Origin of the sequence: Flavicella sp., assembly GCF_029238425.1 — a bacterium.
Lineage (GTDB): Bacteria > Bacteroidota > Bacteroidia > Flavobacteriales > Flavobacteriaceae > Flavicella.
The window spans coordinates 1-12,151 of sequence record NZ_JAQWGB010000032.1; the positions used below are offsets into that span (position 1 = coordinate 1).

The 12,151-nt window shown below is 33.8% G+C and carries 12 protein-coding genes and 2 tRNA genes; 12 read left to right on the forward strand and 2 right to left on the reverse strand.

Annotation, left to right across the window (positions count from 1 at the left end):
• Positions 1-30 precede the first annotated feature (30 nt).
• Positions 31-1,590 carry a hypothetical protein gene (locus P8H68_RS02080; RefSeq protein ID WP_300321009.1) on the forward strand — a complete coding sequence of 520 codons (1,560 nt, stop codon included), beginning with the start codon at positions 31-33 and terminating at the stop codon, positions 1,588-1,590.
• A gap of 149 nt (positions 1,591-1,739) precedes the next feature.
• Here P8H68_RS02080 and P8H68_RS02085 read toward each other — a convergent pair whose 3' ends face one another.
• The gene (locus P8H68_RS02085) at positions 1,740-2,159 is read right to left on the reverse strand and encodes a hypothetical protein (RefSeq protein ID WP_300321011.1); all 420 of its coding nucleotides are present in this window, start codon (positions 2,157-2,159) and stop codon (positions 1,740-1,742) included.
• A gap of 354 nt (positions 2,160-2,513) precedes the next feature.
• Between P8H68_RS02085 and P8H68_RS02090 the strand changes: the two genes are divergently transcribed.
• The gene (locus P8H68_RS02090; RefSeq protein ID WP_300321013.1) at positions 2,514-4,148 is read left to right on the forward strand and encodes a hypothetical protein; all 1,635 of its coding nucleotides are present in this window, start codon (positions 2,514-2,516) and stop codon (positions 4,146-4,148) included.
• 70 nt (positions 4,149-4,218) lie between these two features.
• Here the strand turns inward: P8H68_RS02090 and pyrF are convergent, their stop codons facing one another.
• Positions 4,219-5,040, reverse strand: coding sequence for an orotidine-5'-phosphate decarboxylase (gene pyrF, locus P8H68_RS02095; RefSeq protein ID WP_300321015.1), 822 nt, complete (start codon positions 5,038-5,040; stop codon positions 4,219-4,221).
• 157 nt (positions 5,041-5,197) lie between these two features.
• Between pyrF and P8H68_RS02100 the strand changes: the two genes are divergently transcribed.
• From P8H68_RS02100 to P8H68_RS02145, 10 genes are all read left to right on the forward strand, one after another.
• Positions 5,198-5,425 (forward strand): PspC domain-containing protein, encoded by a 228-nt coding sequence (locus P8H68_RS02100; protein WP_300321018.1) that lies wholly within the window; start codon positions 5,198-5,200, stop codon positions 5,423-5,425.
• A 19-nt stretch (positions 5,426-5,444) separates the two neighbouring features.
• Positions 5,445-6,434: a potassium channel protein gene (locus P8H68_RS02105; protein ID WP_300321020.1), complete on the forward strand. Its 990-nt coding sequence runs from the start codon at positions 5,445-5,447 to the stop codon at positions 6,432-6,434.
• Between the two features lie 100 nt (positions 6,435-6,534).
• Complete coding sequence (locus tag P8H68_RS02110; protein ID WP_300321023.1) at positions 6,535-8,133, forward strand: alanine/glycine:cation symporter family protein; 1,599 nt, start codon at positions 6,535-6,537, stop codon at positions 8,131-8,133.
• A gap of 7 nt (positions 8,134-8,140) precedes the next feature.
• On the forward strand, positions 8,141-8,995 hold the full coding sequence (locus P8H68_RS02115) for a helix-hairpin-helix domain-containing protein (RefSeq protein WP_300321025.1): 855 nt from the start codon (positions 8,141-8,143) through the stop codon (positions 8,993-8,995).
• 55 nt (positions 8,996-9,050) lie between these two features.
• The gene (locus P8H68_RS02120) at positions 9,051-10,193 is read left to right on the forward strand and encodes an acyl-CoA dehydrogenase (protein ID WP_300321028.1); all 1,143 of its coding nucleotides are present in this window, start codon (positions 9,051-9,053) and stop codon (positions 10,191-10,193) included.
• A 122-nt stretch (positions 10,194-10,315) separates the two neighbouring features.
• Entirely contained in the window at positions 10,316-10,513 is a 198-nt protein-coding gene (gene rpsU / locus P8H68_RS02125) for a 30S ribosomal protein S21 (protein WP_300321031.1), read from the forward strand.
• Positions 10,514-10,614: 101 nt separating this feature from the next.
• Complete coding sequence (locus tag P8H68_RS02130; RefSeq protein WP_300321032.1) at positions 10,615-11,493, forward strand: tyrosine-type recombinase/integrase; 879 nt, start codon at positions 10,615-10,617, stop codon at positions 11,491-11,493.
• A 6-nt stretch (positions 11,494-11,499) separates the two neighbouring features.
• Positions 11,500-11,805, forward strand: coding sequence for a ribosome-associated translation inhibitor RaiA (gene raiA / locus P8H68_RS02135; RefSeq protein ID WP_300321034.1), 306 nt, complete (start codon positions 11,500-11,502; stop codon positions 11,803-11,805).
• Between the two features lie 99 nt (positions 11,806-11,904).
• A tRNA-Thr gene (locus P8H68_RS02140) sits at positions 11,905-11,978 on the forward strand.
• Between the two features lie 87 nt (positions 11,979-12,065).
• Positions 12,066-12,146: transfer RNA gene (locus P8H68_RS02145), tRNA-Tyr, on the forward strand.
• Positions 12,147-12,151: the final 5 nt, after the last annotated feature.

Below are 12,151 nucleotides of genomic sequence, written 5' to 3' on the forward strand. Positions count from 1 at the left end.
AATGAAGAACTATAAACTAAAACTTAAATTATGAATTATAAATATATATGTAGTTTATTGCTTGTCGTTGCAACTGTTTTTACAGCTTGTAAAGAGGAGGAGGAAGTAAACTTAATAATTCCGAGTCACAGAGTAATTGTAACATCGGAAATGGATTTTGAAAATAGAGTGAATATCAATGGAACTATTTCTTTTGGAGATGTGTCTGCGGGTGTGGTTTCAAGAAAATGGACCTTGCCTAAAGGAATTGGGGACATTGAAGGAACAGATAATGATACGGTTTCAGTTGCTTCAACTTTTAAAACACAATTTACAGTTGTAGGGTCTCATGACATCAAGTTACATCAGGAGTTTTATAAAGATGCATATGATGGTGAAATTCTAAAAAGTAGTGTTTTAGATACCACTATAGTTGTTCAAGTATTGCCATTTATTGAGGCAGAAGTGAAGGCAAGTTTGTTAGATATTGATGGAAATGTAATGAGAGAATTGAATGTTGTAGATAATGCTTTAGAAGAGGTAGAAGCCGGAAGTACAGTAAGGTATTCTTATGCTGCAATTGGTGAACCTGCGGGTTTTAATTGGGTATTTGGAGGTGGAGACCCTTTGACATCAGATTCAGATGTTGAAATAGATGTGAAGTATAAAAAAATCGGTCAGTTCGGAGTGAACTTTATCGCAAATCGTCAAAGACCTTTTAGCGCTGATACAGTAACCGTAGCTAATTTGGTTTCGATAATTCCGTCTTCACAACCGGTTACTTTGGATAAAGTTTATCAATTGGAGAATGCAATAGCACTTGAGTTTAGTAGGGAGATAGATGTGAACACTTTGAATAAGGATGATTTTTCTGTTAGTATTGAAAATGGAACTATTATGAATCCTACAATTGTAAGTGCTGAAATAAATGAGGATGAAGCAAATATTGTAGTATTGAATTTAGGGACTGAAAATGTGTACAGTGACGATCTTGTTAAGGTGTCCTATACACAAGGTGATTTGAGTTCTACAGATTTTGTGCAAGTAGATAATATTACAGACCATGTTTTAGTTTATGAGAAATCTAATATTTTGATTGGTTCAGCTTATGACTACAGTTTTGAAAATAGTGCATTGGATACATGGAAGAATCTTTCGTGGGGTGGATTTGAAACATTTACATTTGATCTATCCAGTGTCCAAGCTCAAGACGGTTCCAAAAGTGGTTATGCTGTAATGCAAGGCGGTAATGGAATGATCTTAGGTCATAAACTTGCAGATGGTTCAGATTTTATCAGGTTTGATGTTGAGGCGAATGTAAATTATGAAATAGGAGTATGGGTGTATGTTGAAGGAACAATACCGAGCTTACCAGGAGCTCCAGATTTAAGAGTTTATTGGAATCCTGATACAAATTGGGGAGTTGGTTCTCACGCTTTGTTTACATCTGATTTTAAAACTGGTGAATGGGTTTATACTTCAGCAAATGCTCAATTTAATTCCGCAGGAGCTATATCATTTATGATAAGAGGAAATAATGCTCAAAACACAGAGCAATTTAAGTTTTATATGGATAATATAAGTGTTTCAAAAACACCGTTACGTCCATAGCATACAGTTGGTGATTTTAGGTTTAAGACCGGTTCTTCTAGTTGAATATTAGAGAATCGGTCTTTTTAATTGGATTGAAAATAGAGCTTAGGTATTAGGAAACTAGCTTAATGATAAAAAAAAAGCGCCGAAAGGCACTTTTTTATTTGTTATTTTTTTAGCTTAATGATAGAATAATCACTTTTATATTCAAACTCACTGGAGTTGTTAAGAATCATAAAGGCAGTAAGTTTATAGAAATGTCCTTTAGGTAATTTTTGTTTTATTGTTGGATTTGCTTCTGATGCTATGTATTTAAAATTAATAGTTCCAAAAGCATTGTTATTGACGGTTTTTAGCATCGGCTGTGAATTGTTGTAGGTGTTCACAACATTCCCTTTAGCGTCTACTTCTAATAATTTAGCGTCAAGGTATAGAAAGCTCAGTGGTCTTGCATCATAATTTAAGTGCATCGTAACAGTGTCGGTAGCTTGAAAGCTATCGATTTTGTTTTTCCAAGTAATATTTTGTGCATAACTACCAAAGGAAACTCCTAAAGCAAGAATCAATGTTTTTTTTAAAGATTTCATAGTATTTGTTTATAATGAAAATTTGATCGTTTAAAACGACAAGCAATTCAATCGCTTCAAACACCTTAGAAGTAAATTTATTCTTTTTGAAGGTTGATTCCTTGTTTTTAACATTGACTTCAACTTGACCTATCCGTAAAAAACGGATTTGATATCTCGTTTTTATATAGACAATAATTAAACTGGACTATATTTTGACTTTAGTAAATGGTTTATTTGAAAAATTATTTGTTGATTTGTTTGTCTTGTTGCTGAGATGTGAATGTTTATTTATATCTTATCAGTTCAAATCGGTAATGTCGGTCATTATCATTCTGTATCTATTGTTTAATATCATTTTTTAGAAAAAAGATTATGTTGGAAAAATTAATGAATGTTCATATTAAATTTGGAATACGTCTATTTATTTTAATGTTTTTTGGGTTTTATTTTGTGAATTCTCAACAGATGAATGAAAGAGATTCTTTGTTTTATTTGGCGAGAGAACTGACTTTTATGCAACCAGATAAAGCTATTGATAGCTATAATAAATCTATCGAATTGAGTTTAGAGAAAAATGATACGATAAGAGCTGTAGAAGGACTTATTGAGGTAGGAGATATATATTCTCATCATGTAAATTATAGTAAAGCCTATGATAGTTTTTGGCGTGGTTTGTTGTTGGAGGATGGAAAAGTAACCACACGTGTTGGTAGGATTTACAAGGGGCTAGGTTGGTTGTATAGCTTTTTTGAAAGAGATGACGAAGCATTGAAATATTTGAACATGTCTCTAGATTTAAATAAGGAGATGTTTCGTAGTAATATTATCTTGACGGAGGTGTATATGTTGAGTGATTACTTTGCATTGACAAGTTTTCATAGAGTTAGAGGTGAGTATGAAACTGCACAAAAATATTTGGATAGTAGTATTACTGCAAAGAATAATATATTGTTGAATTCAAAAAACTTTTATTTAGAAGCAGAATCTGGATACTTAAAATGTATGCGTGGCGATAAAGCTAAAGGCTTAGATGAACTTGAATCGGCGGAGGATTATTTTAAAGAGAATGATCCATCATACTTAGTGTTAATCTATTATATGTATGGTGATGCTTATAGAAAGTCAGGTAATAGAGAGAAAGCAGAGATGTATTATTTGAAGTCTTTAGAGGTGTCAAAAAAATATCGAAGTCATTCAAATTATAAAATCAAAGATTTTAAAGCTTTAAAAGAACTTCAGCTTTTGAAAAAAGACTATGAGAAGGCTTTTTATTATTTAGAAAAAGAGAAAGAATTAAACGATGAAGTTTTCGGAATAAAAAACAAAAACAATCTTCCTTTATTTGATATCAAAGATAAATTTAGGTTGACCAAAGAGAGATTAGAGGATCAAGAGAATGAGCAACGTTTGAAAGTTCTAGAGCATGAAGAGGATATTTGGCATCTAAAAACTATATTTTTAATTTTTTCAATTGTAGGGATACTGGTATTTACGTTTTTCTTTATAAGAAATCTGAGACAAAAACATAGGGCTGAAAAGCAGGTGATCAGGGAACGTCAAGATGCGGAAACAAAACGTCAAGAAGAGATCTTGGAGATGAAAAATAAAGAATTGACTAGTTCAGCTCTTAGATTGATTGAAAAGGAGGAGTTTTTAAATAGTTTAAACTCAAAGTTATCTCAGCAAAAAGATACGGTGGATGTAAAAACAATTAGTAGAATGGTGAAAACGATCCAAGGTAGTTCTTCTAGTAATTGGAAAGAATTTGAGGCAAGATTTACCTCTATAAACCAAAGTTTTTATGAAAACTTAAAGGAGAAACACCCTAAGTTAAAATCTGCGGATCTAAAAATATGTGCCTTAATTCGGTTGAATTTCTCAAGTAAAGAAATGGCGCCATTACTAGGTATATCAGTGGAAAGCATTCATACCTCTAGATATAGACTTAGAAAGAAGTTAGGTTTGGAACGTACAGAAAACCTGTCCGAGTACATTAATTCTTTTTAGAATAAAAAAAGGTTTGACACAATGTCAAACCTTTTTTGTTTTATTAATAGTTCTATTGTTAATGAAGCTATTATATTTTGTTTAAAATAACTTCCATTTCACTTTGTAATTCTTGTGCTTTTTTTTGAGCTACTTGAGCAAAATCTTCTCCGTTACTTGCGTAAATAATCCCTCTTGAAGAGTTGATCAATAATCCACAGTCTTTATTCAATCCATAGTTACAGACGTCTTGCAGGTTACCTCCTTGCGCACCTACACCCGGAACCAATAAAAAATGGTTCGGTACGATCTCTCTGATCCCTTTAAAATATTCAGCCTTCGTTGCGCCAACAACATACATTAACTGTTCATTATTGTCCCAAGTCAAAGATTGCTTTAATACATTCTGGTATAATTTTTCATCCTCGGTAACTTGCTGTGCTTGAAAATCCAATCCACCTTTGTTAGAGGTCAAAGCAAGCATAATAGTAAATTTATCCTTGAAAGCTAAAAAAGGTTCTACAGAATCACTTCCCATATAAGGAGCAACAGTAACAGAGTCAAAATTTAAATTTTCAAAGAATGCTTTGGCATACATCGTTGAGGTGTTCCCAATATCCCCACGTTTAGCATCGGCAATTGTAAAAATTTCAGGATGTTTTTCGTTGATATAAGCAATAGTTTTCTCTAAAGATTTCCAACCTTCTAGTCCGTAACATTCATAAAAAGCAGTGTTCGGCTTGTAAGCAACAGCCAAATGATGTGTGGCATCAATAATTTGTTTGTTAAATTCAAAAATAGGATCTTCAGTATCCAATAAATGTTTTGGGATTTTATTGATATCTACGTCTAAACCAACACATAAAAATGATTTTTTAAGTTGGATCTGTTCTATTAATTGTTGTTTTGTCATTGCCCTAAATTTTGAATCGCAAAAATATACTTTTCAATGCTTTTGTGAAAGTTTTAAAGGCAAAGCTTTTTAGCACGCAAATTTTAGAGAAAGACCCGCTTAGATTGAAAAATTACATTGGTTTTGCTATCTTGCATTAAATTAGAATATACAAGCTATGAAAGTGATTCATCAGATTCGTCATTATTTTGAGAGACATGGTTTCGATGTTTCCACTCGTTTTTCGGAACGATTGGGAATTGGGGTGAAAAATATACGTTTGTTATTCATATATCTTTCCTTTGTGACTTTTGGGATTTCCTTTGCAGTTTATCTGATATTGGCTTTTTTTCTAAAACTAAAGGATATGGTGTATACCAAAAGAACCTCTGTTTTTGATTTATAAACAACCAAAAAAGAAATATTTGTCGTCTAGAATTTACAAAGCTGTAGTCCTTTTTTTAGCTGCTATTTTAATAGGTGTTTTAGGGTATACTTATTTGTTTGACTTTTCTTTTGTGGATGGTTTGTACATGACCATCATTACGATTACTACAGTAGGTTTTAGTGAAGTCAATCCTTTGAGTGAAGAAGCCAAGTTATTTACTATATTTTTAATTCTTACAAGTATTAGTATTTATGGTTACGTGGTTACAGTGGTCTCGGAATTTTTGTCTAACAGTACTTTGATGGAAGAACTTAAAAAGAATAAGATGTTAAAAAAAATAAATGCACTTGAAAATCATACCATTGTTTGTGGTTATGGGAGAAACGGTAGGCAGGCAGTTTCGAAATTGAATAATTTCAAAAAGTCTTGTGTAGTTATTGAAAAATCTCCTGAGCTTTTAAGAGAAATTGAAGAAGAAGGTTTTTTATTTATAGAAGGAGATGCAACAGATGATGATTCGTTGTTGGAGGCCGGTGTTAAAAATGCAGAAAACTTAATCACTGCGCTGCCGTCGGATGCGGACAATTTATATGTGGTTTTATCTGCTAGACAGCTGAATTCTGAGATGAATATTGTAAGTAGGGCTAATAATGAATCCTCACAAAAAAAATTAAAAATTGCGGGCGCTGATAATGTGATCATGCCTGATAAATTAGGTGGAGATCATATGGCTTCTCTCGTAGTGACTCCAGATTTAGTTGAGTTTGTCAATAGAATTTCTTTGGACGGGGAAAGCTATGCGAACTTGGAAGAGATTTCTGTAGAGGATTTACCAAGTAAATATTTAAATAAATCTATAAGGGAATTGGATTTAAGACGAACAACAGGCTGCAGCGTGATTGGATTTATTTCAGGAAATGGAGAATATATTATCAATCCATCTTCTGATATGATTTTGGAAGCAAAGTCGAATTTAATCTTGTTAGGGAGACCAGACCAAATTGCAAAAATTAAAAAATTATTTTAACCTAGATACTTGTATGTACAGGGTTGTTTTTTTTGCGAAGAATCAAATTTCCTTAGAAGTCCCTATATTGCATCAAAATTAACAAAGAACCTAAATTTTTATGAAGCGTAATTTACTCATGAGCCTTGCTGTAATGATAATTCCATTTTTTGGATTTGCCAAGGAGCTATCTATTGATCAGGAAATTGAAGAAGAATTCAAACCTTTTGCCGATTGGATCGGTTCCATTGTTTTTTATCCGGTTTCTATTGTAGGGATTAGCGTGCCAATAGTACTTATTGTGTTGTTACTAGGAGCTTTGTTTTTTACTCTATATTTTAAATTTGCGAATGTACGTTTGTTAGGTGTCGCTATCAATGCAGCCAAAGGGAAGTATGATGCCGTAGATCATCATGAAGTGGACGTAGTTGCGGGAGACCCTACACCTGGTGGAGATGTTAGAGAGACTATTCAAAAGGAAGGAGTTGTTGGTGAGGTTACTCATTTTCAAGCCTTGACAGCAGCCTTGTCTGCAACGGTTGGACTTGGTAATATTGCAGGGGTTGCGGTAGCTATTGCGATCGGAGGTCCAGGAGCTACTTTATGGATGATTTTAGCTGGGTTTTTAGGAATGTCTACAAAATTAGTTGAAGCTACTTTAGGGGTGAAATACCGTGAAGTTGGAGAAGATGGTAAAATTTATGGAGGTCCTATGTATTATTTAAAACAAGGATTGAAGGAAAACAACTTAGCCGGTTTAGGTAAGTTTTTGGCAGGGATTTATGCCGTCTTTGTAGTAGGTGGATCTTTTGGTGGAGGAAATATGTTTCAAGCAAATCAAGCAGCCAGTCAAATGAAAGAATTATTTCATGTTGAAAATGGTTTTTGGTTTGGTGTTGTAATGGCGATACTTGTTGGTGTCGTAATTATTGGAGGAATCAAAAGAATTGGTCAGGTTACAGAGAAAATAGTTCCTTTTATGGGGATCTTATATATAGGTGCGGCCTTTGTGATAATTTTTATGAATTTTGATATCATTCCTCAAGGTTTTGGTGAGATTTGGTCAAGTGCTTTTGGAAATGAAGCGGTTGTTGGTGGTGTTATAGGTGTGATGATTCAAGGGTTTAGAAGAGCAGCCTTTTCAAATGAAGCTGGAGTTGGATCTGCATCGATAGCTCATGCAGCAGTGAAAACTAGATTTCCGGCAAGTGAAGGAATTGTAGCTTCGATAGGGCCTTTTGTTGATACGGTTGTAATTTGTACCATGACTGCATTGGTCATTGTAATTACAAACATTAGAAGTAATTTATTTACCTATGGAAACCTAGATGGTAGCAGTGTAATTTTAAATAGTTCAGGAGAAAGCGTTGGGGGAGTAGATTTAACTTCAGTGGCGTTTGATTCGGCAATCCCAAATTTTTCTATTATCTTAACAATAGCGGTTATATTGTTTGCTTTTTCAACGATGTTATCATGGTCCTATTATGGGATTCAAGGTTGGAAATATTTGTTTGGAAAAGGACGTGTGGCAGATTTAACATACAAAGCATTGTTTTTGTTTGTGATTATAATAGGTGCATCCTCTAGTTTAAATTCAGTAGTAGAATTTTCAGATTCTATGATTTTTGCAATGGTGTTTCCAAATGTTTTAGGATTGTTGATATTAGCTCCTAAAGTGAAAGACGAATTGAAAAGATATTTGAGTGCAATAAAAAGTTGATGCTTCTATGAGAAAATTAAGACCCCATTTCGTTTATAATAAAAGACAACGAAATGGGGTTTTTTGTTTTATGTTGTTATTGGTATGTATCCAAGTGGGGTATTATTTATATGTAAATCGCAACCGAAGAATAGAGTTGGATGTAAATGAAGTTGCCTTCCTAAATAAAAAGATTGATTCTTTGAAATTATTGAAGTCCGCGACAAAAATGAGGTATCCATTCAACCCTAATTTTATAACGGATGAAAAAGGATATGCTTTGGGGATGTCAGTTTTAGAAATAGATCGGTTGCTTGCTTTTAGAAGTGAGTATAAATGGGTAAACTCTTCTAGAGAATTTCAAGAGGTTACAAAAGTATCAGATAGTTTGTTAGGGGTGTTATCTCCTTTGTTTTTGTTTCCAGCTAAAAAGAAATCGATAAAAACAACTTCCGCTAAGTTAAGAGTCTATAAAAGTATTGTGAAAAAAGATATTAATAAGGTGACAGCAATAGAGTTGCGAAAAATTTATGGTATCGGAGAAAAATTATCAGCAAGAATTATAAAATATCGAAATCGCTTGGGTGGATTTTCAGAGATGAGTCAATTGCAAGAAGTGTATCGGTTAGAGTCAAAGGTGGTCAAAGAGATTCTTAAGTATTATAAAGTTTTTGAACCCCCTGTTTTGGAAAAACATAATATAAACACCGCCAGTTTTAAGGAAATTTTATCCATTGTCTATATGGACTATCCAACGACTAAATTATTATTCAGGTATAGAGATTCTGTAGGAGAGTTGAAGAACTTAGAAGAAATAAAAAAAATACAAGGTTTTCCGATTGAAAAATATCATAGAATAGCATTATATTTGCGAGCTGAATAAATAGGTCGTATTTTTGTTTAATAATTTAAGCAAAAGATTAAACAAAGTATTTTTCATGAATTTCGAATATACAGAAACACAAAAGATGATTGCAGAATCCGTAAGGGATTTTGCACAACAACATATCAAACCATTTGTAATGGAATGGGATGAGAGTCAAATTTTTCCGATTGAACTGTTTAAGAAAATTGGCGAAATGGGTTTTATGGGGATATTAGTTCCTGAGGAATATGGTGGATCTGGTTTAGGATATCATGAATACATTTCCATTTTAGAAGAGATTTCTAAAGTAGATGGCTCTATTGGTCTTTCAGTTGCGGCACATAACTCTTTGTGTACGGGACATATTTTGCAATTCGGTAGTGAAGAACAAAAACAAAAATGGTTGCCTAAATTGGCTTCTGGTGAGAGTATCGGTGCTTGGGGGTTGACGGAACATAATACAGGTTCTGATGCTGGTGGAATGAGTACAACAGCGGTAGAAGACGGAGATCATTATATGTTAAATGGTGCAAAGAATTTTATAACGCACGCTATTAGCGGTGATATTGCCGTGGTAATCGTGAGAACGGGTGAGAAAGGTGATTCGCATGGAATGACCGCTTTTGTAATTGAAAAAGGGACGCCTGGATTTAGTTCTGGAAAGAAAGAGAACAAATTAGGAATGCGTGCTTCGGAAACGGCAGAATTGATTTTTGACAACTGTCGTGTTCCAAAAGAAAATATATTAGGTGAAATAGGAGAAGGATTTATCCAATCTATGAAAGTGTTGGATGGAGGTAGAATCTCTATCGGAGCTTTATCTGTTGGAATCGCTAAAGGTGCTTATGAAGCAGCTTTAAAATATTCTAAGGAGCGTGTGCAATTTGGTAAACCTATTTCTTCATTTCAAGGAGTTTCATTTAAATTGGCTGATATGGCCACGGAAATTGAAGCTTCAGAATTGTTGATTCATAAAGCGGCCTACTTGAAAAACAATAAAAAACCAATGACTAAAATTGGAGCGATGGCTAAAATGTATGCCTCTGAGGCTTGTGTGAAGATTGCGAACGAGGCAGTTCAAGTACACGGAGGTTATGGTTATACCAAAGATTTTCCTGTAGAAAAGTTTTATAGAGACTCTAAATTGTGTACAATTGGTGAAGGAACTACAGAGATTCAGAAAGTAGTGATTTCAAGAAAAATATTAAAAGACTAAAAAAAGATTGTCAATCGGAAATAAATTGTATTTTTGCAGTCCTAAAATGACATTATAATTGAACTATTTAAGTTTCAATTCAAACATATTAAAGAGAGTACGATGAGAGGAGGTGATACCCTATGTTAATTATACCTATAAAAGAAGGAGAAAATATCGATAGAGCGCTAAAACGTTTTAAGAGAAAATTCGATCGCACGAAGACGATGAGACAATTGAGAGAGCGTCAGCAGTTCACGAAGCCATCTGTGGCAAACCGTAAACAAAACATCAAAGCGAAATACATCCAAAGATTAAGAACAAACGAAGAGTTAAGTTAATCTAAGAGTATTGAAAATATAAAACCTGTTTCATTTTTTGAAACAGGTTTTTTTATGGCCTTATATTTCTTTAGCTTTGTTAAGAGGCATAATTAAATTACATGGTTGAAAGGTTTATTGATTATATAAGTTTAGAAAAGCAGTATTCGAAGCATACGGCACTAGCGTATAAGAAGGATTTGGAAACATTTCAGGTTTTTAGTAATTCTGAGTGTGGGACATCTGATATAGTCAAATCAAGCTATGGAGAAATCCGTTCTTGGATAGTTGCCTTAGTCAATGAGGGAGTCTCAAATAGAACAGTGAATCGAAAAATAAGCTCTTTAAATAGTTTTTACAAATACCTGCAGCGAATTGAAGAGATTGAAGCGAATCCGTTATCTGGTCATAAGGCTTTAAAAGTTGCTAAAAGATTACAAGTACCTTTCTCGGAGAACGAAGTTGTTTCTGTAATAGAAGGGATAGAGTTGGATGGTTTTGCAGGGGTAAGAGATAAGTTATTGGTAGAACTATTGTATTCAACGGGAATGAGAAGGGAAGAGTTGATTGGTTTGAAACAAACCTCTGTGGATATACACAATAACACTTTAAAAGTCTTAGGAAAAAGAAATAAGGAGCGTTATGTTCCCTTGCTTCAATCGGTTAAAAAAACACTACTTGATTACTTAGAGATAAAGGAGCAAGAGTTTGGTACAACAGAGTATCTTTTGGTCTCGAATAAGGGAAATAAATTGTATGGAACGCTTGTTTATAGAATAATAAAATTATACTTTAGTAGGGAATCTACGAAGGTAAAGAAAAGTCCTCATGTGATTCGTCACTCTTTTGCGACGCATATGTTAAACGAGGGGGCAGATTTGAATTCGGTTAAGGAGTTACTAGGGCATTCCAGTTTAGCGTCAACTCAAATCTATACTCATACCAGCTTAGATCATTTAAAGGAAGTGTATAACCAAGCTCACCCTAGGAGTAAAAAATAATATTACATGAAAGTATTTGTACAGTCTGTAAATTTCAACGCAGATAAAAAATTAGTTGATTTCGTAGAGAAGAAGGTGATGGGACTTGAAAAGTACCACGATAAAATAATTGACGTTGAAGTGTTTCTAAAAGTTCAAAAAACGAGCGAAAAAGAGAATAAAATCACTGAAGTAAAAATAAACATCCCTGGTAGTGAGTTGATTGTAAAAAAAGAAACAAAATCTTTTGAAGAAGGGGCTTCTGCTGCAGCTGATACTATGAAGCGTCAATTGAAGAAATCAAAAGAAAAGGAAAGGGAATTACAACATTAAAAAAAAATAAAAATTACAACAAAAAGTTTGTTGTGATGAAAAAAACTTTATACATTTGCAGTCCGTTAGAAATAATGGACTGTTTTTTTGTGCAGGAATGCCGATGTAGCTCAGCTGGCTAGAGCAGCTGATTTGTAATCAGCAGGTCGTGGGTTCGAGTCCCTCCATCGGCTCTAAAGTAAGTTAAACTTACAGCAAAAACACAAAAGACAGGTTGGGGTTTTTAGATGAGAATTTAAAAACTTTGTTCTTTGAATAATGGTGAGATACTCAAGTGGCCAACGAGGGCAGACTGTAAATCTGCTGCGCAAGCTTCGTAGGTTCGAATCCTACTCTCACCACAATG

Excerpts from the sequence above, each read along its gene's own strand:
- P8H68_RS02110 (WP_300321023.1), top strand. The coding sequence starts at position 6,535 with ATGAAGCGTAATTTACTCATGAGCCTTGCTGTAATGATAATTCCATTT.
- rpsU (WP_300321031.1), top strand. The coding sequence starts at position 10,316 with ATGTTAATTATACCTATAAAAGAAGGAGAAAATATCGATAGAGCGCTA.
- P8H68_RS02090 (WP_300321013.1), top strand. The coding sequence starts at position 2,514 with ATGTTGGAAAAATTAATGAATGTTCATATTAAATTTGGAATACGTCTA.
- pyrF (WP_300321015.1), bottom strand. The coding sequence starts at position 5,040 with ATGACAAAACAACAATTAATAGAACAGATCCAACTTAAAAAATCATTT.
- P8H68_RS02115 (WP_300321025.1), top strand. The coding sequence starts at position 8,141 with ATGAGAAAATTAAGACCCCATTTCGTTTATAATAAAAGACAACGAAAT.
- P8H68_RS02130 (WP_300321032.1), top strand. The coding sequence starts at position 10,615 with ATGGTTGAAAGGTTTATTGATTATATAAGTTTAGAAAAGCAGTATTCG.
- P8H68_RS02085 (WP_300321011.1), bottom strand. The coding sequence starts at position 2,159 with ATGAAATCTTTAAAAAAAACATTGATTCTTGCTTTAGGAGTTTCCTTT.
- raiA (WP_300321034.1), top strand. The coding sequence starts at position 11,500 with ATGAAAGTATTTGTACAGTCTGTAAATTTCAACGCAGATAAAAAATTA.
- P8H68_RS02080 (WP_300321009.1), top strand. The coding sequence starts at position 31 with ATGAATTATAAATATATATGTAGTTTATTGCTTGTCGTTGCAACTGTT.
- P8H68_RS02100 (WP_300321018.1), top strand. The coding sequence starts at position 5,198 with ATGAAAGTGATTCATCAGATTCGTCATTATTTTGAGAGACATGGTTTC.
- P8H68_RS02120 (WP_300321028.1), top strand. The coding sequence starts at position 9,051 with ATGAATTTCGAATATACAGAAACACAAAAGATGATTGCAGAATCCGTA.